Genomic DNA, 25,903 nt, shown 5'->3' with positions numbered 1-25,903 from the left:
GTCCTGTTTCGTCTCGTACTTGCTCACCGTTCGGCGAGCACTTCACCGATGTATCGGGCGACGGCCGCCACCGAGGCAATGGTCCCCGGGTAGTCCATGCGGGTCGGCCCCAATACCCCCATACCTCCGAGCACCGTACCGGGCATCCCGTAACCGGTGGACACCACGGCCGTTCCCCGCATCTGCTCGAGCTTGGTTTCCTCGCCGATCTGCACCGTCACCGTACCCGGGACCTGTGTCGCGGCCAGCAGCTTCAACACGATCACCTGCTCCTCGAGGGCCTCGAGGACCGTGCGCAGCGAACCGGGGAAGCCGTTGCCGGCGGCGAAGTCGGAGGCATTGCGGGTGAGGTTGGCGGTGCCGCCGAGGACGAGGCGTTCCTCCGGATGCTCGACCAGGGTCTCGACCATGACGGTCGAGACCCGGATGAGCACGTCGCGCAGTTTGGGCGGGGAGTGCTCGGGTAGCTCGGCGACCGAGGCGGAGGCGGCGGCCAGGCGCTTGCCCTCCATGGCCTTGCCGAGCATGCCGCGCAGGGCGGCCAGGTCTTCTTCGCTGATCACATTGCCCAGATCGACCAGGCGCTGGTCGACGCGTCCGGTGTCGGTGATCACGACCAGCAGCAGGCGTGCCGGATTCAATGCCACGACCTCGATGTGACGCACGGTCGAGGCCGACACGGTCGGGTACTGGACCATGGCGACCTGCCGGGTCAGCTGGGCCAGCAGGCGGACGCCGCGGCGCAGCACGTCGTCGAGGTCGACGCCGCTCTCCAGGAATTCCATGATGGCCCGGCGTTCCGCGTTGGACAGCGGCTTGACCTCGGCGATGTGGTCGACGAACTGCCGGTAGCCCTTGTCGGTCGGGATACGCCCGGAGGAGGTGTGCGGCTGGGCGATGTAGCCCTCGGCCTCCAGCACGGCCATGTCATTGCGGACCGTGGCGCTGGACACACCCAGATTGTGCCGCTCGACCAGGGTCTTGGAGCCGATCGGCTCCTTCGTCGCGATGTAGTCCGCGACGATGGCCCGCAGGACCTCGAGCCGACGCTGTTCGGTGCTCGACATGGGCCCCACCTCCTCGCTCGCCTTCGGGTTCGCCTCGTGCACACCCGAGTTCCCCGCAGTGGTTCCCGGATTATCCACTCCAGTTTAGTTGCCCCTTGGCAAGTTGCTGCGCGACCGCCCGTCAGCGGGGTGCGGTGAGCCAGCCACCCGGGGTTCCGCCCTGCTTCCACTTGATGCCGCATCCGACGCTCGGAGTGTGCGGTTCGGGGACCGGTTGCCCGGCGAGCACGAGGTCGACGGCGGCGCGCAGCGACGAGCCATCCACGGGCTCGCCGTTGCCGGGAGTCGCCGCGTCGAACCGGCCGCGATAGGCCAGGCGGCGCTCGGCGTCGTAGAGGAACAGATCCGGGGTGCAGGCCGCCCGATAGGCCCGGGCCACCTCCTGCGACTCGTCGATCAGATAGGGAAAGCGGAATCCGGCCCGCCGCGCTTGATCTCGCAAATGCGCGGCGTCATCGTCGGGATAGTTGGCGGTGTCGTTGCTGCAGATCGCGACCGTGGCCAGGCCGCGCTCGGCCAACTCCGCGGCGACCGCCCCGAGACCGCTCTCGATCCGGCGAACGTAGGGACAGTGATTCGACAGGAACACCACCAGCAGCGCGGGCTCCTTGGCGAAACTGTCCAGCGAAACCTCGGTGCCGTCCACGGCCGGCAAGGTGAATTCGGGTGCGGGCGTGCCGATCGGCACCATGAGGGATTCGAGCGCCATACCCCATTGTCGCCGACCGGCGGCGGATGTCAGCGCGTCGCGGCGGCCTCGACCATCGCCGCCACGTCGGCCGGGTGCGAGACCAGGCCGGCGTGCGAGGCGTCGATCGAGGAGACGTGCGCGCCCATGCGTTTGGCCATATCCCATTGCGCGGCAGGGGGAATCACGCGGTCGGCGGTGGAGACGAGATACCAGCTGGGAGTGCCGGACCAGGAGGGGGCACCGGAGGGTTCGAGGTTCGCGGACAGGGCGAGGGAGTGCTGGCGGGCAGCCATGTCGGCGGCGGTGGCGGGGTCGACGTCCTGGGCGAAGACATCGTGGAAACTGGCCGGATCGACGTAGGCGTCCAGGTTCTTGCCCGCGACTCCCGTCGGATCGTCGACCACCTTCGGCCGCAGCGCGAGAGTGAGCTGCGATCCGGGGTACTGGATCGGATTGATCTCCAGCAGCGCCGCTTCACCCTGAGTGGGCGCGAAAGCCGCTATGTAGACCAGTGATTCGATCTTCGGATCGTGCACGTTGCTGATCACCGTGCCGCCGTACGAATGCCCCACCAGCACAACGGGACCCGAGATGCCGTCCAGGGTCCGCTGCACGGCCGCCGCGTCGTTCGCGGGCCCGCGCAGGGGATTCTCCGGCGTGACGACGCGGTAGCCGTCGTCTCGCAGCCGCGCGGCGACGCCGTCCCAGCTCGACGCGTCGGCGAACGCGCCGTGCACGAGCACGATCGTCGGCGAGGGGTCGGCGGCCGCCTGTCCGGCGGCCAGTGCCGGGGCGACCAGGGTGAGCGCCAGTCCGGCTGTGATGGCGGGGAAGGATACGAACGACTTCGACATGAGATGTCCTCGGGCCGAGGGATATTCGGGCGCGCCGATGCGCGGGTCACGGCCGCCGACCCGACGTCGCGAATCGTCAGCCGACTACACGAGATCTCCGCCCACGAATCTAGCCCGAATTCACCTCGCGCACGATGGGTTCTGTCATCCCGACGCCCGAGCGCTCCGCCGTTCCAGCATGTCGTTTCGCCATTGCGGCATGGACGCGGCCGGATGCGATGGCACCGAGATTCCGACCGGCAACGCCGGAATCAGGCGGTGACCTGCTGACGAACGATCGGCCGAGGCGGTCAGCCGAGCAAGTCGCGGACGACGCCGTCGGCAAGGAGGCGGCCGCGGTCGGTGAGGATCAGGTGGTCGGCGGAGATTTCGGCGAGGCCGTCGGCGATGACGCGGTCGGCGGCTGCCCGCCCGGCAGCGTCGAGGTCGGCCAGCGGGAGGCCCGTGCGGAGGCGGACGGTCAGCATGACGCGTTCGGTGTAGCGCTCCTCGTCGGTGAGCGACTCCCAGCCCGCCGCGGGGAGGACGCCGGTGGTGACCCGATCCGCGTAGCGCGCAGGATGTTTCACGTTCCACCAGCGGACGCCGCCGACGTGGCTGTGCGCGCCCGGGCCCGCGCCGAGCCAGTCACCGCCGTCCCAGTAGCCGAGGTTGTGGCGGCAGCGGGCGGCGTCGGTCGCGGCCCAGTTGGAGACCTCGTACCAGCGCAGGCCCGCGGCTTCGAGGCGGGTGTCGAGGCGTTCGTAGCGGGCGGCGAGCACGTCGTCGTCGGGGGCGGGGAGTTCACCGCGGCGAACCCGGCGGGCCAGGGCGGTGCCGTCCTCGACGATGAGGGAGTAGGCGGAGACGTGGTCGACGCCCGCGGACAGCACGGCGTCGAGGCTGGCGTCGAGGTCGGCGTCGGTTTCGCCGGGGGTGCCGTAGATGAGGTCGAGGTTCACATGGTCGAAGCCCGCGGCACGGGCCTCGCGGGCGGCGGCCACCGCGCGGCCCGGAGTGTGGGTGCGGTCCAGGATCTTCAGCACGTGCTGGGCGGCGGACTGCATGCCCAGCGAGATGCGGGTGTATCCGGCCGCGCGAATGCGGTCGAAGAATTCGGGCGAGGTGGATTCGGGGTTGGACTCGGTGGTCACCTCGGCGCCGGGGGCGAGAGTGAAGTTGTCGCGGATGGCGTCGAGCACACCGGCCAGGCCGTCACCACCGAGCAGCGACGGGGTGCCGCCGCCCACGAACACCGTCTGCACAGCCGGTGTCGCCGACGGCAGTGCGTCGAATTCCCGTGCGGCCGTGGCGAGTTCACCGCGCAGCGCCTCGAACCAGGACTGCGGCGAGGACGAGCTGCCCAGCTCGCCCGCCGTATAGGTATTGAAATCGCAGTACCCGCACCGCGTCGCACAGAACGGAACGTGCACGTAGATCCCGAACGGTCCCCCGCCGAAGTCACCGAGCACCGGCACGTTCGCGTCAGCAGTACCGGGGATACGATCGGGAGCAGTCGAGGTCACCCAACCAGTGTGACGAGTAACCACAGTCACACCGCAGGCAGCTCAGGCAACCTGCCTTTCGGCGACGGCAAAATCCCCCGAGTACATCGCCACAGAGGTTCCAGACACTAAGCTGAAGCCACTGGTTGTCTTGCTGAACAGTGGTCGCCGCAACACTGATCAGCTGGATACCTAGTCGAACAGGTCGTTGCATGGGCGTCGCACCGCCCATGTTCCGGGAAGACCTATTCGTATATGTAATCCACCGACCAACACCGCCTCCTGAGCACCGGCCCCGGACCGACTGCGAGATCGGGTCGTTGTGTGGACAGCTATATCCGGATCCCCAGCGTGGACGACGATCGTTGCGTTCATCGCACTCCTCGTTTTCGTGTACATGCTGGTCAAGTTGGTTCTCGGCAAGCACAAGCCGCGGTCAGGCGACACCGTGATCGTCCAGGTGTTTCCACCGCGGATTGAAATTCGGTCCGGCAAAGAGGGCGACCAAGACAACCGGCGCACCACGCAGGATGAAGACGGCTCGCCTCGAGCCGGGCACAAGGTCGATCTCGAACCCGATGCGGCCCAGGGCAGCTGACACCGTCTGCTCGGCGTCGCCTGCAGATCCCGAACTCAGCGGACCGGTGCGAATCCGGGTACATTCCAAACGATTTCGGTGAGCCGGGTGGAGGCTCCTGAGACGGATTGGGGAATCCGATGATCGAGGTGCCGCGGCACGCTATCGACGCCAGGTCGATCCGGGAAGTTGACGCGGGCTCGGTCGCCCCGATCGTCAACCGCTCCCGCATGCCGGCCCGCCCCGACGGCCCCAACTTCTCCCGCTCGATGGACGGCGCGGTCCTGGCCCGCATGCTGATCACCGACCCGTCCGCCCTCCGCTCCCGCACCTGGTTCTTCGCCCACTCCACCGAACAGACCATCACCCGCCGCTTCCGCGCGAGCGGCATCGAATACGGCTTCGACCGCCACGACAAGGTCTCCGGCTGGCGAGCCGCCTTCTGGTGGGCCCTCATCGCCCGCGACTTCGACGCCCTCGGCGAGCTATCCGAATACCCCGTCGACCGCCTCCGCGAGTTCGGCGCCGGAGCCTTCGACGACTTCCACTACGAATGGGTCCGCCTCCTCCAAGCCGCCTGGCGCTTCGGCCCGAAAACCGTCTACCAATCCACCCGAGCCCTCGACACCACCACCCGACTGGGCGCCGACCACGTCACCGCCCTCCTGACCCGCCCCGCCATAGACCTCTTCGCCCACCTATCCGACGGCGACTCCGAAGGCTTCGACCGCCAACTGACCCAAGCCCTCCACCTCCACCGCACCTTCTTCGACACCCCCACCTGGTCCCACGACCCCGAAGCCGTCCTCTCCCTCCCCCTCCTGGCCCTAACCTGCTGGGCTCGAGACCTCGGCTACCGCACCCCCATCCAATCCCCCTACCTCCCACCGGGTTTCATAGACCGCCCCGACTGGTTCCACTCCCAAGAACTAGCCGACGAACTGAGCCTCCTCGAATCCGCCCGAGCCCGCGTCACTGGGTAACCACACCCGCGCGACCGTGAATCGAGCACAACCGGTCCGCTACCGCCCGGAAAAGGTAGACGTTGGGAACAGTTTCGGTCGCCGGACCGGGGAGGCCCGGTTTGCCTTCGACGTCTATCCGGATCCTGTTCGGAGCAATCTTGATCTGCTTGATCTCAGCCCAAGGCTCGGAGTACCGATCCGAACCGATCTCGGTGTTGCTCAACCACAATGAGCCGAACTCCACGCGCCGACCGGATTCCAGATCGGCCCACACATCGGGCCACTGCACATCGGTCACCCCGACCTGGATTGCCGGACCCCACTGCTGCGGATCGACGAAGTTCTCCCGCAGCAGCAAGGTCGCACCATTGATATCGGTGACCCAATATCTGTAGTACGTCTCATTCGTTCGCACGTAGTGCACAATCCTCTGTCGCACAGCAGTATTCGCATATCTCACCACACGCAACCCCTCACCTCGGGTGGCTACAAACCCGCTCTCGAACAGATCGAGTCGCACTGCCCGATTCCTGCCGCGATAGCGCAAACTCCCGAGTCCGGTAAGCACGAACAACGCAGCGAAAACTGTCGCTCCCATCGCCACGAAGTCTGCCCACCCCGTTTTCGCCGCATACCCGATGACAGCCAGCGGCGTCAGAACTGCTGCGATCACGCCGGTCCGGATAGCCCCCTTCTCCGAATTCGATCGCCTCGAGAGGTACCCCGCGCGATGTGTCCCCAACCCTGCCCGCTCCGCAGCCTCCCCAATCTGCACCAACAGCACTGGATCCTCGGCCCCACCACGAACCGCCACGACCGCATTCTCCTCTTGTCGAAAAGTTGTTGACCGGGCTCATTCTTCGCAGTGGCACCCCGGACAGTTCTTCGATCACACTTCGCCGTTACCCCCGGGGCTCGAGGACGCAAACATCTGCACCTCGCGCACGCATCCAGGCTTCCATTTCTTTGCCGGCCAGTTCGACGACACCGGCCGTCGAGTGCAACTCGATCGGCCCGAAAAGTGTCCCCCGCATGAGATTCACGGTGGTATCCGCATCCACGAGCACTTTGAAGCCGATCTCTTCGACGATGGCGCCGGAAAGGTCTGCGCCACGAAGGTCGACACGAAGCAGCGACGTGCCGCGAAGGAGTGCTCCCTTCAGCGAACTGCCGCCCGCATCGACTCCGTACATCGATGCGCTGGTGAGATCGGCACCGTCCAGTGTCGCACCTGCCAAAACGGCATCGTCGAAGTTGGCTCGCACCAACGAAGCATCCGTCAAGTCCGCACGAGTCAACTCGGCAAACTGGAGGTCCGCTCGATAGAACTCCGCGCCGACAAGCTTTACGCCTGTCAGGTTCGCCTCGGTGAACCAGGATTCGGAAAAGTCTCCGCCAGACAGATCGGCATCCCGGAAATCGAGGCCGACCGCATCGAGCCCAGCTTTACCGCCATCCTTCAACCAGCCTCGCAGCCGATCCGCCGCCGCAGCATCCGACGGCCATGCGCGAGGAGACCAATGATCACGGATACCAGATGACATTCGCTTCCCATCCATTCTCCTCGACAATGCGCCTCACATCGTCGATCGCGGCCTGATTGGCATTTCTCGTATCAATGATCACAGTCCGCTTCAAATCCTTGATCTGCCAATGGAGTTTCTGCCTCCACAGATCCCTGCGAGCTGGATCATATGCCCCCTTGAACGGTTGCGACTTATCGCGCACGTTATTGAAGGGAGGCCAATCCGAGTGCAGGCCTTTGATATCGAAGAATCGCCTCGTCCCAGGCGATTCGAATTCTCCCTGACTAGCACCGGCCGGGCGTCGAATATCGTCCGGCAACCGGCCCTGCTCACGCAGGTCGAGACCGACCCGAGCCTCATCTTTGGATGAGTCGGAGATGCCGCCGTTCTTGTCCGGATCCCGTTGCAGCCCATCGAAGTCGTCGGGGTATCGATGCTCGAGCTGCTCGAGATGTCGCCAATGATCAGTACGCTCGTCCACCGTCAACTCGTGGCGTGGCCCGGACTCAGCGTGCAGAGACGTAGATGCGGCGTCACCGGCTACTGCTCGAACGTCCCCTGTTCCGGCCAGGCTCCGGTCTGGCGATTCTGGAACTCCGCCCAGGACGTCACGCGCGCCGGGATCCAGCCGGTCGGAGTGTACGACAGGGGATGTTTGGTGATCGTTACCCGGTATTCCGTTGGCGGGGAAGGAGGTTCGGTCAGAGAATCGATTCGGATGCGGTACTCGATCATTTCCGGAGTCTCCCGGGTTCGGTGCATCGTTATCCGCTCCCGGTACGGGAAGATCTGGGCGGCCATCGGTTGTCGGCCGGTCTGCTTGCTGAGGGTGTAATCCTCCTCGACGTCCGGGGTCGAGATACTCGGGTACTGCAGTACCCTCCCGGTCTCCGAATCGATCACCAGGACGGCTTGGCCCAGATCCTGGCCCGCTGCCATCTCCTCGGGCGTCGGTATCCTGATGCAGATCCAGCCGTTCGCGATTTGGTGGATCTCCCATTCCCGGTTGGACTGGAAGATCTGATTCAGGTACTCGGCGGCTCGTTCCCGGGTGTGGATCTGGGGCATGCGCTCCTCCTCGTTCGTCCGGGGTGATCATGTACGCCAAACCCGCTGAGCGATCGACCATTTGCTGGGGCGGGTGATCGGTCATGCGGGCTTGCTGCGGGTCCCACCACACCGGCCCCTTCGCGTCGTGCGGATAGACGACGACGGTGGCATGGCTGCTGCGAATCACCGGTGAACCGTTGGGCTCGTACAGGAATTCACCGGTCACGCCGTCCTTGGCATGCCAGCCATTGATGACGTACGCCGACGAGCCCGGCCCCAGCTTCGTCATACGCTCATGCAGATCAGCGAACTGCTTCTCGATCGGAGCGTCGGTTGGCGATACGCCCTCCCACTTGCCGCCGAGAAATCTCGCGGCGCGCATCGAGCCGTTTGCCTCACCCGAAATCGTGTCGACTGTGCCATTCTCCTTCAGGTCCGGCCATCGCGGCATGGCGACTTGCGGATCACCGTGGAACGACGCAAGAGCCGCGAGGGCATTGTCCACACAGTCGTTCGACCGTCCGAGTTGATGTGGGCCACCATCATTGATGAGAACGCCGTACGGATTCGTCCGCGGATCCGCTCCGATCAGGAACCGATTACCGTCTCGCAATGCATCACGGACCGCATGTTGATACACGGGATCCTCGAGCGTACTCAGACTCTTCGGCCGATAAGCCCGAGTCCCATCCAAACCCCGGAACCGCGCCGGTGTGTTCGCCGCGGCAATGTCGTCGCTCACGTGGCGGAGTTCGAGATGGGTTAGGGGGGCCATGTTTTGGGTCGGGTCGAGGCCGAGGTGGGTGCGGAGTTCGCGGGCTGTGGCGGCTAGCGGGGCGTCGGGGTGCCAAGGGCCGGGGGTGTTGGTGAGGTGGAGGTGGAGGTTGGCGGTGGTGGGGTCGGGGGCGGGGACCAGGTCGAGGACGAGGGTGTCGCCGGAGAGGAGTTTTTGGCCTCGGTTGAAGGTGATGTCGGTTGCCAGTTGGGCTTTTTCCCAGACCTTCAGTAGTTGGTCGGGGGTGAGGGTGCCGTCGTGGGTGATGGCGACCTTGACTCGGACCATGGCGATGGGGGCGCCGGGGATGTCCGTGTGGCGGGAGAAGTCGAAGGTGGGTGGGGCCGTGGGGGTTTGGTCGGGGCGGACGGGGGTTGTGCGGCCGTTTTCGGGAGGGTGGGGGCGGTAGGTGTCGCGCCATTGGCGGACGGCGTTTGCCTGGTTCACCGAGTCTCGGGGCCAAGACGGGAGAATCGAGTCCAGGGGGTGAGTGGGCTGCGGATCGCGTTGGTGGGCAGCGTGTTCGGGCGCAGGGTGATCGGGCTGGCCTCGATGGGGCGGTACCGGTTCCGGACGTGGCGGGGCCGGGGTGTGCGGCTGGGTGAGCGACTCGGGGGCTCGGTTGTGGAGCCATGCCGCGTCGGCGTGCTGCGGGGACTGCTGCGGCGCGGGGTAGGGAGACGCCTGGCCGGGGGTCGGACCGCGATCCGGAACGGGCTGCACCGGCGTCTCGGGCGCGGCGTGCTCGGGAGTGATCGAGCGCGGAGCGACCGGATCAGGGGTTATCTGCTGCGGCGCAGGAACTTCGGGTGCGGGGGTCGGCCAGGATGGCCGCGGTGGGATCGACTGATCCGGCTGAACATGGTCGGGTGCCGGGTGCGACAGGAGGCGGTCCGGTGTCGGCTCGGGCAGCTCGCGGTTGGGCGCGGGGTGGGGGGTTACTCCGTGGGATCCCCGGTCTCCCGTGCGATCTTCCGCAGTTCCGCCTCGCCCCAGGCTTGCCAGATCTTCTTCTGTTCCTCGGTCGGTTCGGGGCGGCCCTGGGCGTTCAGTTCCGCTCTGCGGGCGTCCATCTCCGCCATGATCTCGCGGTACTCGGGGGTGTTCCTGGATTGCTTCAGCGTCGGGCCGAGTTTCTCCAAGGCGATGCGCCGCATCTCCTCCGGACTGATAGGCATCGTGACCCCTTCCGAGATCGATCAGGTTGATGACGTACTTGTCCTCGTACGGGCGGGTGCCCGGCTCGAATGACCGGCCCTCCACAAGGAATCGGGTGCCGGGCGCGAAGACGACCTCGTCCTGGTTCAGGCTGGCCCACGAGATGTCCTTGCCGGACTGAGATTTGATGACCAGTTCGATGTTGCCGCCGGCCATCGACGCCGACTTGTCCGACGACGCGAAACCCGGATCGACTGTCACCGGACCTGGACGATTCGGGTCGTAGTAGTCGAGGAACCTACTGAGCTGTGCGGGGTCGTCGATGCGCAACGAGCGGAAGACGACGCCCTGATGGTCCGGCAGCTTGTTGTAAGCGTTGACCAGCGCACGTAACTCCAGGTCGTGCCGGGCAAGCAGCGCGGATTCACCGTCGCGAGCCGCACGGTTCAGCGGCTCGTTCAACGTCATGTACTGGTTGCGGCGAATGAGGTCGATCTCCGGGTCGGAGAGACGGCCCAGTTCTGGATGCTGGGCGGCGTTGCGGGCGCGGATGTCTCGCGCCTCCGCGGAACCGGGGTGGTGCTGGGCATACTCGTGGGCGACTGCCGGGTCGTGGTAGGCGGGGTTGGCGAAATAGGGCTTGTCTTCGACCGGGAGCTTCGGCCAGTAGCGGTCGGCGGCATTGCCCGGGACGGGCAGGGCGGAGGGTTCGTGCCGTGGCGGTTCCGCCCCGGGATGGACGGGTCCGGCGGGGGAACCGAAATCGGCGACGCGGTTGTCGGCCCGTTGCTGCGGATGACCTTCTCCACCAGGTATTTCCGACTTCGACAAGACGCCGTCCGCCGAGGTGCCGGACGTGTGTCGAATGTTGTCGGGAATGGATCCGGGCGACGACACATGGTCACCCAGCGGTGTCTCCGACGGGTGGTTGCTCGACGGTGGAACCGGCAGGCGATCGCCGGTGTTGAGGACGGGCACCGCGCGATCACCTGGGAAAGCGGCCCGCGTCGCCGACGGCAAACCCCGATCACCCGGTGTCGCGGCCGGTGCGCGATCACTCGCCGGCGCGGCGAGGGCGCGATCGTTGGGCACCGAAGTTGTTGCGGGCGTCTGGGTTCCGTGAGACGGGACGGGGCGGTCGGTGACCGATGGTGCGGATGCGGTCACGCCGGGTGCGACCGGACCGGACGGGGCGCGATCGACCAGCGTCGGGCCGGACGGGGTCGGAGCGGCCGGGACGGGGTGGCCGGGACCCGAGGTGGGACCTGCACCGCCGTGTGGCGCGGGGTCCGGGCTTCCTGGGGTGGCAGCGGGTTCAACCGGCGAATGTGGTTGTGCACCAAGGGAGGTGCCAGGATCGGCGGGGGCGGCAGCCGAAGCTGCCAGGGTTGTCGAGTCACCCCCATGCGCGCCCGAGTTCGGCAGGACCGCATCAGCTGGGACATGGTTCGGCGACGCCGCGTCCACCTGGGCGTGATTCGGCAGGACCACATCGGCTGAGCCATGTGCGGGCAGGACGGATGCGGCTGGGGCCCCGCCTGTTTCGCTGATGGCGGCGACTTCGCCGGGATGCGCTCCGCCATGGGGTTTGCCGAGGAAGCCGCCGCCCGCGCCGTCGGTGACGTGGGTGAAGTCGACGGGTTGGCCGGTGGCGGCGGAGAGGGTGGTGGAGGCGGCGGCGTTGCCGACGAGGTTGCCGGGGATTTGGGCGACGCCTTGGCCGGTCAGGCTGACGGCGGCGGTGGTGATGCCTGCGGCCTTGTCGCCGAACACCGTTCCGATTTTGTCGGCCATCGGGGCGGTGATCCCGCCGAGCTTGCCGACCGCGGGGGCGATGCCTTCGGCAATCGGGCCGGCGATCCCGCCTGCCAGGGCTCCGGCACCGGCGGAGGTGCCGACCTGGCCCCAATCGATGCCGTCACGGTGGCCCTGGGCAACCTGTACGCCTTGGGCACCCAGGTCGATGCCGCTACCTATCCCGGCGCCGATGGCCGCGTTCTTTCCGACGCTGAGTGCCAGTCTGAGAGCCGCCTTTTCCGCGAGGCTCGTGGCCATTTTGAGGACGGCGCGTTCCGCGAGTGCAGTGCTTCCCTTGAAGGCGAGGCGACCGATCAGCTTGATGATCGTTTGCCGGATGAGCAGTTTCACCGCCGCGAGCCCCGCCAGATCCGCGATCCCGCCGAAAGGCACAGCCAGCATGGCGACCATGACGATCAGCGCACCGTAGATGGTGTACTTGGCGAATTCGACGTCGGTGGCGCCGTGTTCGAGCTGGGAGTCGAAGCTGTCGCAGATGGCGATGAGTTTCGCCAGCTCGCCCGCGTCCCCGCCGGCGATCTCCTGCCAGTAGGTGGTCATGGCGTCGTGGATGTGACCGTCGATGGCGGAGAGCGCGTCGTTCATCGACGCCTCCGCGGGCTGCTGCAGCGCCTGCAGGGAGCTCGACATGGTGGACCAGTGTTCGGCGAGGCGGCGCATGGCGTCCTCGTCGCCTTCGGGCCAATGCCCGGCCAGGAAATCCAGCAGGATGCCGGGGACCGGGGGGCGCGTCAACGTCATGAAGCCACCCCGGTCAGACCTCGCCCTGCTTGGCGATCAGCGGATCGGCATTCGCCTTGTCCTGGGTCTGCAGGCCCGTCGCGACGGTGCTGACCCGGTCGCCGGTGCCCTTCAGCAGGGTCATGAGCTGGGAAAGACGCGAAAGCGCCTGCCCCACACCGCCGTCCGTGTCACCCTGCGGATACTTCGCCTCGAACGACTTGCCGGGCGCGTCGCCACCCCAGCAGCGACCTTCGGCGTCGATACCGCTCTTCAACGTCTCGAGCGCGGTGTTCACTTCCTCGCCGAGCTGCTCGAATCGCGGTGCGACGGCGTGCAATCGTTCGGGGTCCGACCACAGTTTGCTCATCGATCGGCCTTTCCGGCGGATTCGTCCGCGACCGGCGGCAGGGTCGACGGCGCGAACTGTTCGCGCAGTTCCTTCAGGTTCGGCGCGCCCGGAATGATGTCGCTCAGATCCGCCATCCCGTCGACGATCGCCTGCACCGGCTGCATGACCTGGGCGCGAGCCTGCGCAGCGGCCTCGACGCCGCCGCGGATCGTCGTGTTCAGTTCGGCCGTCAGCTGTTTCGGTGTGCACCGCTGGAAGGCGTCGTCGGCGATAGTGATCTCGGTGACCATGCCGGAGGCGTTCACGGTGATGCGGGCGAGGCCGTTCGGGGTGGTCGCGTGCACCTTCAATGCGGCCAGCTTGGCGTGAATGTCGCCGATCTCAGCCATTTCCCGATCGAAATCGGCCTGTGCGGATCCCAGGGCCGCCTTCAATGAGTCATTGGCCGAGCGGATTTCATCGCGTTCCCATTGCTCCACGCTGGTCACCACCCATCTCGATCTCGATCTTCACGCCGTCCGCACGGACAGTGGGGACCACGGGAGGCGTTGCTGTCGTTGGGTTTTCGTCCTCACTCGGGACAGGACGGGCCTCACGGCCGGGGTCATCGGTCCACAGCGGCCGGGGCGGGGCGATGCTGCCGCGAGCGGAGTCGTTCTCGGCGGGTTTGGCCGCGGCGCCCGCCGCACCCATGCCCATGGGTAGGCCGGTCGAAGGCTGTTGGTAGACGGTGTTGTCCGGGGTGGCCGTGTGATGGGCATCGACCGGCGCCGGGTGGGAGGCGGCGCTCTGGGGGTCGGTGTCGTTGCCGGACCTGGACTCCGTGGCGGCCGCGGTGGTGGACGGGTCGGATTCCGCTGTCAGGACCGGCTTTCCGTCCTTGACGGCGAGGGTGTAGCGCTGGGTCTTGCCGTCCGGGGTGGTGAGGGTGGCGGTCAGCGCCTCATCGCCCGAGCGGGTCAGCACGAGACGACCGCCCGGAAGATTCACGCTGAGCAGCTGACCCGGTGTCGTTGAGCCGGGAACCGCCGACGCGGAAGACCCAGGGACCATGGATGTTTCACCCGCGGCATTGGGAGTAGTCCCGACCGAAGCGGTCTTGGTGAGACCTTCCAAGGTCGAGCTGAGCTGTGAGAAACCCTGCTGGATGAACTGTCCCGCGCCGCCGGCAACGGAATTCAGGGTGGAGAGTACATCCGGCCCCGAAGTCGGCGTAGGCGTCGCGGGTGCGACAGGCACCGCCGACGCTGGGACCGTGGCGTCCGGGAGCACCCCCGCGGGACTCGTCGACAGCATCGACGGCGTTCCCCCGCCGCCAGTGGAATCGCCGCCGCCCGAGGGCACCCAACCACCGGGCGCACCAGTATCTTTCGGCATCGGCGGCGCTTCGATCCGGCCGACCTTGCCGAGGGCGTCGGTGGCCACGCCCAGGTACTCCTTGATCGCGGTATGGGTCTCCTCGCACAGTGTGGAGTACGCGCGGAAGTACCCTTCCACGCTCTCCTTGAAATGCCCGGTCCAAACCTTGCACAACGCCTGCGCGGCATCGTCGAACTTGGTCATGCCCGCCTCGGTGGAACCCGCACCACCGGAATCGTTGGCCGCCTTGGGAATGTAGTGCGGCAACCGCGCGCCCCCGAACGCCCCGTTCTCGGCGAGCACCTGGATGCGTCGCCGCGCGTTGTCACCGATCCCGGCTCGCTTGGCGTACTGGATGATGAGCGTGACGTCGTCGCTGTCGGCGGCCGCGTCGTCCTTGTGGCTGCTGTTGATGTCGCCGCCGCCCATGTCGACGTTATTGATGTGCCGCACTTTGTCGAGCTTGGCGAAGGCGTCGGCCTTGCGCTGGACACAACTCTTGACCCCGTCGACGACGCCGGACAGCACACCCGGTACGACCTGCACGGTGTCATAGGTCTGATCGGACCAGTCGCCGAGTCCGGACAGCTTGGTGCGCGCGGTTTCTCCGGTGGGCCCCTGCCAGTAGCCGCCGAGCCGCGCGGTGGCCTGCTGGTGGTCACCGCGGGCCTGGTCGATCTTGGGCAGCATGTCCTGGATTCGCTGTCCGGCCCCGAACAGATTGTTCATGCGCATGTCGCGCTGCTGGTAGTACAACTCGTCCATACCGCCGCGCCCGAGGCCAGGGATATCGGCGGCCCCGCCTGCCAGGAAATAGCGCTCCCGGACCAGCTTGAACCACTCGAGCCCGCCCTTGGCGTCCGCGAGGATCTCATCGACATCCTTGCGCGGATCGTAGGCCCCGCTATCGGATCGGACGGCCGCGTCCACGGCCACGTCCCCCGGCCCATGATCGCCGTACCCGGCCCACACGGCTGTCGCCCCGTCACCGCTGCCGTGCACGGTCACCCAGGCAGCGTCATTGCCCGAGCCCAGACCGATCGGTGAATTGTCCGCCACGCCGGTCACTTCCCGCCGATGGTCAGGCCGCCAGTGCCGTCGAATCCGACTCCCGCGATATCACCCGCGAACTGCTGGTCGGACGACTGCACGGTGTCGGCGCTGTGCCGCAACGCGTTCTCGAACGCCTCGCAAGCCGCGGACCATTTCTTCACGGTGTCGGTGACATGACCGAACCCCGCCACCAGCTGCTGGGCCTCGGCGGCGTACTCGTATCCGAGGTCACCGGCGTGGAAGGTGGTCCCGGCATCGAGCATGTTGTTCCAGGAGCCCGCCACCGCCGATAGCTCCGACGCCGCCGAACGGAACGAATCCGCCTGCTGCCGAACGCCTTCCGCGTCCATGCTGAGCCATTCGGTCACGCGCGCCACCTCGCCTCGTCGGCCTCGGTCCAATCGGTCGGGAGTACGAAGACGTCCCCGCCCCGACGCGCCACGGCATCCTGCCGCAGCAGCCGTTCGCGTTCCTCCCGGACCACGCGCCCGGAAGTCGCCTCGGCCGACTCGGATTCGGCGCGGGACTGCTCACCGAGCCGCCGCAGGCCCGCCCGCGCGGCCGCGTCGATCTCCTCGATGTGTTGCTCGAAGCGCCCGACGGCGGCCTGATGGGCCGCTCGGACGGCATCGATGCGGGCAGTCCAGTCCACAACCCCTCCCGATGGTCTCCGTGTTCGCTCGATCATTGCAGACGATCGAGTCCCGCGATCACCGCAGCGAAACTTCGCACCCCTGATCAGCGGTGCAATTCGCACACCGAAAACGAGCCGATCGGTTGCTCAACTCCCAGACCCAGCCCAGAACACCACCGGGCCCGCGGACCGCGACACCGCCACAACCCGGAATCCCCCCGAACCCCGCGACCGAGATCACACCCGAGATCAACTTCCCGATGATCGGAACGTGATCGATCTATGACGCCTGTCACAAAACGGAACATATATCCAGGGGATTTCCCGGAAAACTGCGGAAAATTCGATCCAGCAGTCGGAACGACCCGTCTGACGTGGCACAATAACCCTCATGACTGGACTTGGAGTACGACTCGTGGCGCGTCGCCATGTCGACTTCAAGCGCGTCTGCAGCGCGAGCTGTCTGCCGGGAAGCCTCCGGTAGATCGGCTCCCATTCCCCGGAATCCAGCGTCCTTCTGACGCTGTAAGAGCCGGTTCTCTGATATCGGAGGCGTGAGCCAGCCCCTCCCGCCTGCCCGCAAGACCTTCAGGAGCGACCCCCATGACGTCGAGCACCGACGCCACCAGTTCCGATAACGCTCACTCCGCCCGGCCCGCAAAGCCTGTCGCGGAGCGACGCGTGCGTCCGGATCGTCCGCGCTCGGAAGCGCCTGTCGCGCCGCGGGAACGCACCGCGCGTCCGGTCAAGCGCAAGTCGGAGGGGCAGTGGGCGCTCGGCTACCGCGAGCCGCTCAACGCCAACGAGCAGAGCAAGAAGGACGACAACCCGCTCAACGTGCGCGCGCGCATCGAGAACATCTACTCGAAGCAGGGTTTCGACTCCATCGACAAGAGCGACCTGCGCGGCCGCATGCGCTGGTGGGGCCTGTACACCCAGCGCGAGCAGGGCTACGACGGCACCTGGACCGGCGACGAGAACATCGACATCCTCGAGGCCCGCTACTTCATGATGCGGGTGCGGTGTGATGCCGGCGCACTCAACCTGAAGCAGCTGCGCACCCTCGCCGAGATCTCCACCGAGTTCGGCCGCGACACCGCGGACCTGTCCGACCGCGAGAACATCCAGTACCACTGGATCGAGATCGAGAACGTGCCGGAGATCTGGCGGCGGCTCGAGTCGGTCGGCCTGCAGACCACCGAGGCGTGCGGCGACTGCCCGCGCGTGGTGCTGGGCTCCCCGCTGGCCGGTGAATCGCTCACCGAGATCATCGATCCCACCTGGGCCATCGACGAGATCGTGAAGCGCTACATCGGCAAGAAGGAGTACTCCAACCTGCCGCGCAAGTTCAAGACCGCCATCTCCGGCCAGCAGGATGTGGTGCACGAGATCAACGACGTCGCCTTCGTCGGCGTCGTGCATCCCGAACACGGTCCGGGCCTGGACCTCTGGGTCGGCGGCGGCCTGTCCACCAACCCGATGCTGGCGCAGCGCGTCGGCGTGTGGGTGCCGCTGGCCGAGGTGCCGGACGTGTGGGAGGCGGTCGTCTCGCTGTTCCGCGATTACGGCTACCGCCGCCTGCGCACCAAGGCGCGCCTGAAGTTCCTCGTGAAGGACTGGGGCATCGAGAAGTTCCGCGAGGTGCTCGAGACCGAGTACCTGAAGCGGAAGCTGATCGACGGCCCGGCGCCCGAGCAGCCCAAGCGGCCCATCGACCACATCGGCGTGCAGAAACTGCGCAACGGGCTGAACGCGATCGGCTTCTCCCCCATCGCCGGTCGCGTGTCGGGCACCATCCTGACCAAGGCCGCCGAAGCCATCGAGCGGGCCGGTTCCGACCGCGTCCGTTTCACCCCGTACCAGAAGCTCATCGTGCTCGACGTGCCCGATGACAAGGTCGAGCAGCTGATCGAGGAGCTCGAACCGCTGGGCCTGCACGGGCGTCCGTCGCACTGGCGGCGAAACCTGCTCGCCTGCAGCGGTATCGAGTTCTGCAAGCTGTCGTTCACCGAGACCCGCAAGCGGTCCCAGGCGCTGGCTCCGGAGCTGGAGAAGCGGCTGGCCGACATCAATGCCGAGCTCGACGTGCCGATCACCATCAACATCAACGGCTGCCCCAACTCCTGCGGTCGTTCGCAGATCGCCGACATCGGCTTCAAGGGCCAGCTCGTCGACGACGGTGACGGGAATCAGATCGAGGGCTTCCAGGTTCACCTCGGAGGCAGCCTCGGCTTCGACTCCGCGTTCGGCCGGAAGCTGCGCCAGCACAAGGTCACCGGCGAGGAAGTCGGCGACTACATCGAGCGCGTGGTCCGCAACTTCGTCAAGAACCGGGACGAGGGTGAGCGTTTCGCGCAGTGGGCCGTTCGCGCCGACGAAGCAGACCTGCGGTAGTTAGGGGAATCAGCAATGACCACAACGAAACTCGCGGAAGACGAGCTGCGCGCCCTGGTCGAGAAGGGCAATGCCGAGCTCGGCCCGAACGCGACCGCGCAGGAACTGCTGCAGTGGACCGAGGACACCTTCGGCTCGAATTACATTGTGGCGTCGAACATGCAGGACGCGGTGCTGGTGCAGCTGGCCTCCCAGGTGCGCCCGGGCGTGGATGTGCTGTTCCTCGACACCGGCTACCACTTCGCCGAGACCATCGGCACGCGTGACGCGGTGGAGCTGGTCTACGGCGTGAACATCGTCAACGTGACGCCGGAAAACACTGTCGCCGAACAGGATCAGCTGCTGGGCAAGGATCTGTTCGCCCGTGACGCCGCCGAATGCTGCCGCCTGCGCAAGGTGGTTCCCCTGAAGAAGTCCCTCGTCGGATACAACGCCTGGGTGACCGGCATCCGTCGAGTGGAGGCGCCGACTCGCGCCAACGCACCCCTCATCTCCTACGACGAGGGCTTCGGCCTGGTGAAGATCAATCCGATCGCCGCCTGGTCCGATGACGAGATGACCTCCTACATCGAGGCCAATGGCATTCTCGTCAATCCCCTTGTGGAAGAGGGCTATCCCTCGATCGGTTGCGCTCCGTGCACGCGGAAGCCGGAACCGGGATCCGATCCGCGATCCGGCCGCTGGGCCGGGCTCGCCAAGACCGAATGCGGGTTGCACGCCTCATGACCTCACTCGAGACTGAATTCGACACTCTCGCCGCGCTCGACACCGAATTCGACACGCTCGCTGCGCTCGAATCGGAGTCCATCCACATCTTCCGTGAGGTGGCAGGCGAATTCGAGCGGCCGGTGATCCTGTTCTCCGGCGGCAAGGATTCCACGGTCCTGCTGCACCTGGCGATCAAGGCCTTCTGGCCCGCGCCGCTGCCGTTCGCGCTGCTGCACGTGGACACCGGGCACAACCTGCCCGAGGTTCTCGAGTTCCGCGACAAGGTGGTCGAGAAGTACGGGCTGCGACTGCATGTCGCGTCCGTCGAGGACTACCTGGCCGACGGTCGCCTGCAGGAGCGCCCGGACGGCATCCGCAACCCGCTGCAGACCGTGCCGCTGCTGGACGCCATCAACGAGAACCGCTTCGACGCGGTCTTCGGCGGTGGCCGCCGCGACGAGGAGCGTTCGCGCGCCAAGGAGCGGATCTTCTCGCTGCGTGACGCGTTCGGCCGCTGGGATCCGAAGCGGCAGCGTCCGGAGCTGTGGAACCTCTACAACGGCCGCCACGCTCCGGGCGAGCACGTGCGCGTGTTCCCCATCTCCAACTGGACCGAGCTGGACATCTGGCGCTACATCGCCCGCGAGAACGTGGAGCTGGCCAGCATCTACTACGCCCACGAGCGCCCGGTGTACCAGCGCGACGGCATGTGGATGACCCCCGGCACCTGGGGCGGGCCCTCGGACAACGAGGAGCTGCTGATCAAGTCGGTGCGCTACCGCACCGTCGGCGACGGATCCACCACCGGCGCAATTCTTTCCGAGGCGGCCGACAACGAGGCGATTCTCGCCGAGGTCGCGGCATCCCGCCTCACCGAACGTGGCGCGACCCGCGGCGACGACCGCGTGTCCGAAGCGGCGATGGAAGACCGCAAACGAGAAGGGTACTTCTGATGAGGGCACCGAACGTGGCGCACAGCGTCCAATCCTGGGCGAGCGACGACCGCGTGTCCGAGGCAGCCATGGAAGACCGCAAGCGAGAGGGTTACTTCTGATGTCCGACCTACTGAGACTGGCCACCGCCGGATCGGTCGACGACGGCAAGTCCACCCTGGTCGGGCGGCTGCTCTACGACACGAAATCGGTGCTGGCAGACCAGATCGACGCGGTCACCCGCGCCTCGGTCGACAAGGGTCTGTCCACCCCGGACCTGTCGCTGCTCGTCGACGGCCTGCGCGCCGAGCGCGAGCAGGGCATCACCATCGACGTCGCGTACCGCTACTTCGCCACGCCCGCACGGTCTTTCGTGCTCGCCGACACCCCGGGCCACGTGCAGTACACCCGCAACACGGTGTCCGGCGCGTCGACCGCGCAGCTGGTGATCCTGCTGGTGGACGCTCGCAAGGGCGTCATCGAGCAGACCCGCCGTCACGCCGCCGTCATGGCGCTGCTGGGCGTGCCGAAGCTGGTGCTGGCCGTGAACAAGATCGACCTAGTCGATGATCCGGCCGGTGTCTTCGACAAGATCAAGTCCGAATTCGCCGAGCTGACCGCGAAACTCGGCTGGTCGCCCGAGGACGTGCAGGAGATCCCGGTCTCCGCGCTGCACGGTGACAATGTCGCCTCGCGCTCGGAGAACACCCCCTACTACGACGGGCCCTCGCTCATCGAGCACCTGGAGTCGGTGCCGGTGGACGCGGACGCGCACGGCCGCCACCAGGTCGGGCTGCGTTTCCCGGTGCAGTACGTGATCCGGCCGCGCACCGCCGACTACCCGGACTACCGCGGCTACGCGGGACAGGTCGCGGCGGGCGTGGTTTCGAAGGGCGACGAGGTCGTGGTGCTGCCGTCGGGCACCCGCACCACCGTCGAGCGCATCGACACCCCCAATGGGGAACTCGCCTCGGCGCAGCCGGGCCGCAGCGTCACCCTGATCCTGGCCGACGACGTGGACGTCTCCCGCGGCGACGTGATCGCCGCCGCCACCGACGCTCCCGAGCCGATCGACTCGTTCGACGCCACCGTCTGCTGGCTCGGCGACAAGCCGCTGCGCCCGGGCGCGCGCCTGCTGCTCAAGCACGGCACCCGCACCACCCAGGCCATCGTCGGCGCGCTGCTCGAGCGTTTCGACGAGCAGCACCTGGCCGCCGACCCCAACCCGGAGTCGCTGTCGCTCAACGACATCGGCCGCATCTCGATCCGCGTCGCCGACGCCATCGTGGCCGACGACTACAGCGTCAACCGCCACACCGGCTCGTTTCTGCTGATCGATCCGGCGGGCGGCAACACCCTCGCGGCCGGCCTGGTCGGCGACGCCCTGACCGCGGTCGAGGTCGGCGAGGCCGAAGTCGGCGCCGAAGTCGGGGTCTGAGATGAATCCGCCCGGCAACGGCGCAGTTCCGGCCGTCCCGCCGGGCGCAGCGGCCGGTCACCGCGCGCCCTGGACCCTGTCCACCGTGCGCGGCGGCCCGGCCCGCCCCATCCGGCTCGAACACGCACCCGCCTTCATCGCGGTCGCGCACGGCAGCCGGGATCCGCGCTCGGCGGCGACCATGCGGGCCGTCGTGGCGCAGATCGCGGCCCAGCGCCCGGATCTCGATGTGCGCCTGGCCTTCCTGGACCTGAGCTCACCCTCGGTCGATGAGGTCGTGGATGCCGTTGCCGCCGACGGCCATTCGCATGCTGTCGTGGTTCCGCTCTTGCTGGGCAGCGCCTTTCACGCCCGGGTGGATCTGCCCGGACTGCTCGACGCCGCCCGGGCCCGGCACCCCCAGCTCAGCCTCACCCAGGCCGACGTCCTCGGCCCGGACCCGCACCTGATCGTCGCCCTGCGCGACCGCATCGTGGCGGCCATGCCCGACGCCGACTCCGGCCCGGCCCGAGAAGCCGTCCCTCGCTGGGGAATCGCGGTCGCCGCGGTAGGCTCCTCGTCCCCCACCGCCAATATCCGCACCGCGGACGTCGCACGCCTGCTCTCGGCCATGACCGGGTGGGACACCGAAACCTGCTTCGCCACCACCGAACCCACCCTGCACCGCGCCTTCGCCCGCCTGCGCGCCCGCGGCGCCGACCGAATCATCGTCGCCCCTTGGTTCCTCGCCCCGGGCCTCCTCACCGACCGCCTACGCGACAGCCTCCCCCAACTACCGCACGCCCGAACCCTCGGCGCACACCCCCTCCTGGCCGAGGTCGCCCTCGACCGCTACGTCACCGCCGCCCTCCCCCTCGAACTCTCCGCCTGACCGCAGCCGTCAAGCTCGGCTCATGCGGTCGGAAAGCGGAGGAGCCGATCGACCGTGCGTTGCGGGGCCTCCTCCGGCAGGGAATGTCCGCAGGGCACCGGCTCTCCGGTGACCGTTTCACACCAGGACTGCCAGATCCGGAGGGGATCGGCTGCCATATGAGCTGGGTCTCGGGGATCCCCTGCAGCAGCAATATCGGTGGCCCGCTGCCGTTGCGGCGACCGTGGACGTGGCTGCCGTCGGAACGTCGAAGGTCTCGAAACCGGTGAACACCCAGCCACCGATCAGCGGGACTGGGTGCCGGGTTCGGGGATGGGGAGGTACGGGATGAGGGTGTGGGCGAGGTTGGTGATGGTGAGGGATTGCAGCCAGACCCGGCCCGGGCCGGTGAGGGCGGCCAGGAAGAGGCCGTCGCCGCCGAAGAGGAGATTGCGGACGCCGCGGATCATGGTGATGTCGAAATCGACCGAGGCGTCGAAGAATCCGATGTGGCCGGGGTGGACGCGCAGGGTCTCGCCCGCGGCGAGGTTGTATTCGACGACCTCGCCGGAGAGTTCCACCCAGGCGTAGCCGTCGCCGGACAGGCGTTGCAGGGTGAAGCCCGCGCCACCGAATATGCCCGCGCCGAGGCGGCGCTGGAAGCTCAGTGCGACACGGACATCGCCTGCGGCGCAGAGGAATCCGTGGCGGTGCACCATGAACTCCTGGCCCTTGTGCAGCTGGACCGGCAGGATCTGGCCGGGCAGTTTGGCCGCGAAGGAGACGCGGCCGGGTTCGCGGTGGGCGGTGTATTCGGTCATGAAGAGCCCGGCTCCCGCCATCGCGCGGCGGACCGCCCCGAAGACTCCGCCGGCCGCGCCGCGGGTGGACGTGCTCAGGCGAATCGAATCGGTCATCCAGGACAGCTGCCCGGCTTCGGCGATGAGGCGGTCGCCCGGTTCCAGCGCGACTTCGAGCACCGGCATCACGGTTCCCCGGATTCTGGCGTCCATCAGGTTCCCCTCCCACGGGTCGCGGCTCTCACCAGTGTGCCCGTTGCGGCGAGGACGTGGGATCGTTGCCGACTTGCCATCGAGCCGACCTTCTTAGTAATTTAGGCTTTCCTTACCTAATCTAGAAGGCTCGATCATGCTCATGACCAGCAGCGCCCGGCCCCGCGCCGGGACGGCGGGCGTTCCGCACGATTCCTGGGGAATCGTGTCCGGCCACGCCGTGCTGGCCACCGGCACCCTCGCCGCCGCGATCTGGATCGCCGCCCACGTCACCGCCAGCGCGACCGTGCGCACGGGTGGACTCGCCGTCCATCTCACCGCCCTCGTGGTGGGGTTCGGCGGCGTGCTGCTGGCCGATTCCTTCGTTTTGCGCTGGGCCGCAGGACGTCTCACCCTGCCCGAGACGCTGCGCGCCGTGGGCCGGTTGCACGTCCCGATCTGGCTGGGACTGGCCGGACTGGTGGCCAGCGGTTGCGTGCTCGAGCCGAATCTCGCCTCGACCATGACCCGCACCAAGCTGGCCCTGGTATTCGCACTGACCCTCAACGGCATTCAGGCGTGCGCGCTCAACCGCCGCCTGCAGGCCCGCGGCGCGGCCCCGCTGACCCCGCGACTGCTGGCCTGGGGCGCGGCCACCGGGCTCGTCTCGCAGATCTGCTGGTGGGGCGCGACCGTCATCGGCTTCCTCAACGCCCGGCACTGAACGACCGCCCGATACGCTGGGCGAATGATCAAGGCTGCGGTATTCGATGTGGGCGAGACGCTGATCGACGAGACGCGCATCTGGTGCCGGTGGGCCGACCGGCTCGGCGTGCCGCGCTTCGCCTTCCTGGGCGCGATCGGCGGCATGGCGGCCACCGGCCGGCCGCTCACCGACGCCTTCGAGCTGGTGCGGCCGGGCCTCGACGTCGACGCCGAGCAGATCGCGTGGGCGGCCGAGGAACCCCACAGCCTGCGCAACAACTTCGACGCCGACGACCTCTACCCGGATGTCCGCCGGGCCCTGGGTGAGCTGCGGCGACGGGGAATCACCGTCATCATCGCCGGAAATCAGCCGCCACAGGCGAAATCGGCGCTGGAGCGGATGACGCTTCCCGTGGACGCCATCTACACCTCGGCCGAGTGGGACCTCGAGAAACCAGACCCCAAGTTCTTCACCCGCGTGACGGAGGTGGCGGGTGTCGCGCCCGCCGAGATCTGCTACATCGGCGACCGGGTCGACAACGACGTCGTGCCGGTGCTGGCGGCGAGCATGATGCCGGTGCTGATCCGCCGCGGCCCGTGGGGCTACCTCACGTCCGAACTGCCCGACGCCGCCCGCGCGACGGTCATCGACGGCTTGGACGAGCTGCCGGACCTGCTGTCCCCGGCCTGATTCCAGTTCCATGACACATCAAGTGTGACGGCCGTTTTCCGCCAGCGCCCGACCCCTGCGCGGCGTTGACTATGACACGTCAACGAAATCAGCTCTACCGCAAGGGGAATGCAGTCATGGATGCTCGCTTCGCAGGCAAGGTCGTTCTCATCACCGGCGCGACCTCGGGAGTCGGTGCGGCCGTCGCCCGCCGCATCGCCGCCGAGGGCGGAACCGTGGTGCTCGGCGCGCGCGGCAAAGAGGCGGGCGACCGGATCACCGAGGAGATCCGCGACGCGGGCGGGAACGCGCTGTTCGTGCCCACCGACGTCACCGTCGAGGCCGACGTGGCACGCCTGACCGGCGTGGCCGTCACCGAATTCGGCCGCCTGGACGCGGCTTTCAACAATGCGGGGGCGGTCAACGCCTTCGGGCCGGTGGAGGACATCGACGAGGCGGGCTGGCGCGCCGATCTGGAACTCAATCTGACGGCCGTCTATTACGGTCTGCGGCACCAGGTTCCGGCGCTGGCGGCGAGCGGCGGCGGCGCGATCCTCAACAACGCCTCCAACCTCGGCGTCGTCGGCATGGGCCAGGTCGCGCCCTACGTCGCCGCCAAACACGGGGTGGTGGGCCTGACCCGGGCCGTGGCGCTGGAGGCGGCCGACCGTTCGATCCGGGTGAACGCCTTGATCTCCGGCGCGGTCGACACCCCGGCCTTCCGCGCCTCCATGGGCGCGACCCCCGAGGGCGAGGCCGCCATCGCCGCCCTGCACCCCGTCGGCCGCATCGCCCACCCCGAGGAGATCGCCGCCTTCTGCGCCTACCTGCTCAGCACCGAAGCGAGCTTCATCACGGGTGCGGCGCTGGCCATCGACGGCGGCTTCACCGCCCGCTGAACCGCGCAGGTGCACCACCGCATCGCGGGCCTGCACACCACCCACACCGCAACTGCCGCGCCCTTCATCGCGACAGGCCCACCACCGCGTCCGGGCACTGGAAACGCGGGGTGGGCCGGTCACTTTCGACGACGGGATGAGAGGTTGCAGGTCCCTCACTCGCCCGCCGCCGGTTCGTGGGGCGGGCCGAGATCGGCTCGCCCGGAATCGGGGACGAGGTGGGGGCGGGGTG

General features: G+C 67.4%; 24 protein-coding genes. 11 read left to right on the top strand and 13 right to left on the bottom strand.

What is annotated here, in order from left to right:
- Positions 1 to 23: 23 nt before the first annotated feature.
- The 4 genes from hrcA to hemW all read right to left on the bottom strand — a co-directional run bounded on the left by hrcA (position 24) and on the right by hemW (position 4,093).
- Complete coding sequence (gene hrcA / locus GPX89_RS30510) at positions 24 to 1,067, bottom strand: heat-inducible transcriptional repressor HrcA (protein ID WP_157391114.1); 1,044 nt, start codon at positions 1,065 to 1,067, stop codon at positions 24 to 26.
- A gap of 121 nt (positions 1,068 to 1,188) precedes the next feature.
- The gene (locus tag GPX89_RS30505; RefSeq protein WP_157391113.1) at positions 1,189 to 1,776 is read right to left on the bottom strand and encodes a thioredoxin family protein; all 588 of its coding nucleotides are present in this window, start codon (positions 1,774 to 1,776) and stop codon (positions 1,189 to 1,191) included.
- A gap of 29 nt (positions 1,777 to 1,805) precedes the next feature.
- Positions 1,806 to 2,612: an alpha/beta fold hydrolase gene (locus tag GPX89_RS30500; protein WP_157391112.1), complete on the bottom strand. Its 807-nt coding sequence runs from the start codon at positions 2,610 to 2,612 to the stop codon at positions 1,806 to 1,808.
- 290 nt (positions 2,613 to 2,902) lie between these two features.
- On the bottom strand, positions 2,903 to 4,093 hold the full coding sequence (gene hemW / locus GPX89_RS30495) for a radical SAM family heme chaperone HemW (RefSeq protein ID WP_328602482.1): 1,191 nt from the start codon (positions 4,091 to 4,093) through the stop codon (positions 2,903 to 2,905).
- A gap of 400 nt (positions 4,094 to 4,493) precedes the next feature.
- Between hemW and GPX89_RS30490 the strand changes: the two genes are divergently transcribed.
- Positions 4,494 to 4,694, top strand: coding sequence for a hypothetical protein (locus GPX89_RS30490; RefSeq protein WP_157391111.1), 201 nt, complete (start codon positions 4,494 to 4,496; stop codon positions 4,692 to 4,694).
- A gap of 119 nt (positions 4,695 to 4,813) precedes the next feature.
- Positions 4,814 to 5,656, top strand: a complete 843-nt coding sequence (locus GPX89_RS30485; RefSeq protein WP_157391110.1) for an immunity 49 family protein — start codon at positions 4,814 to 4,816, stop codon at positions 5,654 to 5,656.
- Here the strand turns inward: GPX89_RS30485 and GPX89_RS30480 are convergent.
- The 8 genes from GPX89_RS30480 to GPX89_RS30445 form a co-directional block, all read right to left on the bottom strand.
- The gene (locus tag GPX89_RS30480) at positions 5,646 to 6,413 is read right to left on the bottom strand and encodes a DUF6585 family protein (RefSeq protein WP_328602481.1); all 768 of its coding nucleotides are present in this window, start codon (positions 6,411 to 6,413) and stop codon (positions 5,646 to 5,648) included. The two genes, GPX89_RS30485 and GPX89_RS30480, sit on opposite strands and share 11 nt — an antisense overlap.
- 127 nt (positions 6,414 to 6,540) lie before the next feature.
- Complete coding sequence (locus GPX89_RS30475) at positions 6,541 to 7,182, bottom strand: pentapeptide repeat-containing protein (RefSeq protein ID WP_157391108.1); 642 nt, start codon at positions 7,180 to 7,182, stop codon at positions 6,541 to 6,543.
- Positions 7,163 to 12,706, bottom strand: a complete 5,544-nt coding sequence (locus tag GPX89_RS30470) for a toxin glutamine deamidase domain-containing protein (protein WP_157391107.1) — start codon at positions 12,704 to 12,706, stop codon at positions 7,163 to 7,165. Before GPX89_RS30470 ends, GPX89_RS30475 begins: the two co-directional genes overlap by 20 nt.
- 13 nt (positions 12,707 to 12,719) lie before the next feature.
- Complete coding sequence (locus GPX89_RS30465; protein WP_157391106.1) at positions 12,720 to 13,055, bottom strand: WXG100 family type VII secretion target; 336 nt, start codon at positions 13,053 to 13,055, stop codon at positions 12,720 to 12,722.
- Positions 13,052 to 13,426: a YbaB/EbfC family nucleoid-associated protein gene (locus GPX89_RS30460; RefSeq protein WP_157391105.1), complete on the bottom strand. Its 375-nt coding sequence runs from the start codon at positions 13,424 to 13,426 to the stop codon at positions 13,052 to 13,054. Before GPX89_RS30460 ends, GPX89_RS30465 begins: the two co-directional genes overlap by 4 nt.
- Positions 13,427 to 13,493: 67 nt before the next feature.
- Positions 13,494 to 15,455, bottom strand: coding sequence for a hypothetical protein (locus tag GPX89_RS30455; protein WP_157391104.1), 1,962 nt, complete (start codon positions 15,453 to 15,455; stop codon positions 13,494 to 13,496).
- Between the two features lie 5 nt (positions 15,456 to 15,460).
- The gene (locus GPX89_RS30450; protein WP_157391103.1) at positions 15,461 to 15,817 is read right to left on the bottom strand and encodes a hypothetical protein; all 357 of its coding nucleotides are present in this window, start codon (positions 15,815 to 15,817) and stop codon (positions 15,461 to 15,463) included.
- The gene (locus tag GPX89_RS30445; protein ID WP_157391102.1) at positions 15,814 to 16,101 is read right to left on the bottom strand and encodes a hypothetical protein; all 288 of its coding nucleotides are present in this window, start codon (positions 16,099 to 16,101) and stop codon (positions 15,814 to 15,816) included. The genes GPX89_RS30450 and GPX89_RS30445 overlap by 4 nt, the downstream gene beginning before the upstream one ends.
- Before the next feature lie 373 nt (positions 16,102 to 16,474).
- Between GPX89_RS30445 and GPX89_RS46315 the strand changes: the two genes are divergently transcribed.
- From GPX89_RS46315 to GPX89_RS30420, 6 genes are all read left to right on the top strand, one after another.
- Positions 16,475 to 16,567, top strand: coding sequence for an Ms4527A family Cys-rich leader peptide (locus GPX89_RS46315; protein WP_354835468.1), 93 nt, complete (start codon positions 16,475 to 16,477; stop codon positions 16,565 to 16,567).
- Between the two features lie 119 nt (positions 16,568 to 16,686).
- Positions 16,687 to 18,477 carry a nitrite/sulfite reductase gene (locus tag GPX89_RS30440; protein ID WP_157391101.1) on the top strand — a complete coding sequence of 597 codons (1,791 nt, stop codon included), beginning with the start codon at positions 16,687 to 16,689 and terminating at the stop codon, positions 18,475 to 18,477.
- Positions 18,478 to 18,492: 15 nt separating this feature from the next.
- Positions 18,493 to 19,203, top strand: coding sequence for a phosphoadenylyl-sulfate reductase (locus GPX89_RS30435; protein WP_157391100.1), 711 nt, complete (start codon positions 18,493 to 18,495; stop codon positions 19,201 to 19,203).
- Complete coding sequence (gene cysD, locus GPX89_RS30430) at positions 19,200 to 20,138, top strand: sulfate adenylyltransferase subunit CysD (protein WP_157391099.1); 939 nt, start codon at positions 19,200 to 19,202, stop codon at positions 20,136 to 20,138. Before GPX89_RS30435 ends, cysD begins: the two co-directional genes overlap by 4 nt.
- Before the next feature lie 100 nt (positions 20,139 to 20,238).
- Positions 20,239 to 21,555, top strand: a complete 1,317-nt coding sequence (locus tag GPX89_RS30425) for a sulfate adenylyltransferase subunit 1 (RefSeq protein WP_157391098.1) — start codon at positions 20,239 to 20,241, stop codon at positions 21,553 to 21,555.
- 181 nt (positions 21,556 to 21,736) lie between these two features.
- Positions 21,737 to 22,426 (top strand): sirohydrochlorin chelatase, encoded by a 690-nt coding sequence (locus GPX89_RS30420; RefSeq protein ID WP_235948505.1) that lies wholly within the window; start codon positions 21,737 to 21,739, stop codon positions 22,424 to 22,426.
- Positions 22,427 to 22,710: 284 nt separating this feature from the next.
- On the opposite strand, the gene GPX89_RS30415 is transcribed toward GPX89_RS30420, so the two are convergent.
- Entirely contained in the window at positions 22,711 to 23,418 is a 708-nt protein-coding gene (locus GPX89_RS30415) for a TIGR00266 family protein (protein ID WP_157391096.1), read from the bottom strand.
- Between the two features lie 136 nt (positions 23,419 to 23,554).
- Between GPX89_RS30415 and GPX89_RS30410 the strand changes: the two genes are divergently transcribed.
- The 3 genes from GPX89_RS30410 to GPX89_RS30400 all read left to right on the top strand — a co-directional run bounded on the left by GPX89_RS30410 (position 23,555) and on the right by GPX89_RS30400 (position 25,671).
- Positions 23,555 to 24,121: a hypothetical protein gene (locus GPX89_RS30410; protein ID WP_235948346.1), complete on the top strand. Its 567-nt coding sequence runs from the start codon at positions 23,555 to 23,557 to the stop codon at positions 24,119 to 24,121.
- 24 nt (positions 24,122 to 24,145) lie between these two features.
- Complete coding sequence (locus GPX89_RS30405; RefSeq protein ID WP_157391095.1) at positions 24,146 to 24,793, top strand: HAD family hydrolase; 648 nt, start codon at positions 24,146 to 24,148, stop codon at positions 24,791 to 24,793.
- Positions 24,794 to 24,909: 116 nt separating this feature from the next.
- Positions 24,910 to 25,671, top strand: a complete 762-nt coding sequence (locus GPX89_RS30400) for an SDR family NAD(P)-dependent oxidoreductase (RefSeq protein WP_157391094.1) — start codon at positions 24,910 to 24,912, stop codon at positions 25,669 to 25,671.
- Positions 25,672 to 25,903 lie beyond the last annotated feature (232 nt).

This window comes from Nocardia terrae (assembly GCF_009760405.1).
GTDB lineage: Bacteria > Actinomycetota > Actinomycetes > Mycobacteriales > Mycobacteriaceae > Nocardia > Nocardia terrae.
The sequence above is the reverse complement of the archived record's forward strand: the minus strand, read 5'-3'. Positions and strand labels throughout refer to the sequence as shown.